The sequence below is a fragment of the Neobacillus drentensis genome, from assembly GCF_036966985.1.
Lineage (GTDB): Bacteria > Bacillota > Bacilli > Bacillales > Cytobacillaceae > Neobacillus > Neobacillus drentensis_E.
In genome coordinates, this window is the sequence record NZ_JBALSN010000448.1 from 5,023 (window position 1) to 5,586 (window position 564).

At 38.8% G+C, this 564-nt stretch carries 1 protein-coding gene; it reads left to right on the plus strand.

What is annotated here, in order from left to right; genetic code table 11:
* Positions 1 to 120: 120 nt before the first annotated feature.
* Positions 121 to 564: DUF5724 domain-containing protein (locus tag V7659_RS24910; RefSeq protein ID WP_335542804.1), on the plus strand; the 444-nt coding region annotated here is incomplete at its 3' end.

Here is a 564-nt window from a genome sequence, read left to right on the forward strand (position 1 = left end):
TTTATGAATGAACAAGAACTGCCCGACTTAGATGGACCCTTGGAGATAAAAGAAGGAGATCAATTTACTTTTATTAAGCTTACTATGTTAGCAGGACGTATGTGGTAATGGGGGAACGATATGAGAACAAAAAATAAGGAATTATATTATGAAGGTTTAGCGGCAAGAGCAAGCCAAGAACTTAATGGTACCGAACAGCAACTAGCACTCCTGATCCTAAAATTAGAGAATGCAACCTATCTGGTAAGAGACACAAATCATCAAGAAATCAGAAAAATCATCCTCGGTCAAGAGAGTCACAAGGACCCCATCATTTACCAGCCGCTTGTGAAGATTGCCCGCACCTTGCTTGGTAATAGGTACGGGACAATTTTTCAATATATTGTGGATCGTAAGTGTGAATATCCATATAGCATAGGGTTTGATCGACGACCATTTCGGACGAAAAATCTCGAGTTTCACCACGATGGGTTGATCGATAGTTTCCTTTACCTTGTAGACTTGGCTTTCGAAGAGTTTTCAATTATTGAATATCTAACTACTCGGGATAATTTATCCATTTAT